Source organism: Klebsiella sp. Ech2A (assembly GCF_030078455.1).
GTDB classification, from domain to species: Bacteria; Pseudomonadota; Gammaproteobacteria; order Enterobacterales; family Enterobacteriaceae; genus Klebsiella; species Klebsiella terrigena.
In genome coordinates this window covers 1-1328 of record NZ_JAQGFU010000424.1, presented here as the reverse complement: position 1 = coordinate 1328, position 1328 = coordinate 1, and the positions used below count along the sequence as shown (strand labels likewise).

1 protein-coding gene is annotated in these 1328 nt (G+C 65.7%); it reads right to left on the bottom strand.

The features are described from left to right. Positions 1 to 490: 490 nt before the first annotated feature. On the bottom strand, positions 491 to 1328 hold an 838-nt coding region (locus PFH44_RS27670; protein WP_283826852.1), incomplete at its 5' end, for an FGGY-family carbohydrate kinase.

Sequence of the window (1328 nt, the reverse complement as noted above, 5' to 3'; positions counted from 1 at the left end):
CTATCGTACGCCTTTATGTTTCTGAACGTTCTTATACGACGTTCATCACCGCAGGTGTCGGCTGAGGGCCGTGATTTCGGTCGGATTCGACGCCTTTTGGTCCCTGAACGTTGTTTATCGAAAGTTCTGAAGCCGGCTGAAACTGCGGGTGTTGTCGGCCTCAAAATCGCTGAGACGCTGCCGACAGGCCGGGGCAGCCCGCATGGATGCGGGCTGAGGGCCGTGATTTACAGGGACGTTACCTCGGCCCGACCCGACAGCCTGACGGCATCGGTCGAAGGGACCGCGCAGCGGCGATTTTGGCTGGCCGGAGCCCGGGGGTACAGGGGGCGGCGGCGATGGGCCGCCCCCTGTGCGCTCCCTGCGCTTTGGGAAACATGGGGCAGGGAAACCGCCGGGGAGCGCAATATCCGCGGAGCAAGAAAATATCCTCCAACGCGGCTACCGCAAAACTTCAGGGAGCCAGACCGGCTCCACCTTAAACTCGCCGCTACTCCCTTATCAATCTTGCCGTCTTCTGCAGAGCCAAATAAGCCTCATACCGACGCTGGTGAACCCCCTGATACCGGGTCGCGCTGCCATAGGTCCTGTCCACCCGCGTAAACCGCTTCATCGCCTCCGGCAGCGACGCGCAAACCCCGCCGGCAACGGCGCCAAGAATCGCCGAACCCAACAGCACCGGCTCGCTGCACTCGGTGCTCATCACCGGGATCCCGCAGGTATCGGCCAGCAGCTGGCGAACCAGCGGATGCTGCCCCGCGCCGCCGCTAATCACGATATTCTCGCTGCGCACGCCGCAGGCCTCCTGGGCATCAAGGATCTGCCGCAGGCCGTAGCCGATACCGCACAGCCCGGCAACGTACAGCGCCAGCAGATTATCGATATCCCCTTCCATCCCCAGTCCGGCAACGATCGCCCTGGCGCCAGGATCCGCCAGCGGGGCGCGGTTGCCTAAGAATTCGGGCACCACGTGCAGGCCGGCGGCGAGGTGTACCGCCTCGGAGGGGCTCTCCAGGCGGGCCAGCACCCGGTCCGCGGGATAGACCGGCAGCGGCAGCCCGGCCTCCTGCGCCAGCTGGCGGGCCTCGTGCGCCGCCGGATGGAAGCTCAGCAGCCGGTCGATAGCGGCGCCGGCCGCGCTCTGGCCGCCTTCATTGAGCCAGAAGCCCGGCACCATCGCCGAGTAGTACGGACCCCAGACGCCGGGCACGAAGATGGCCTCTGGCGAGGTGGTCATGGTGCAGGAGGAGGTGCCGAACACGTAGGCCATATTGCTGAGCGCGCCGTCGAGTACCCCAACGGTGCCGATGCCGCCGGCGTGGGCGTCA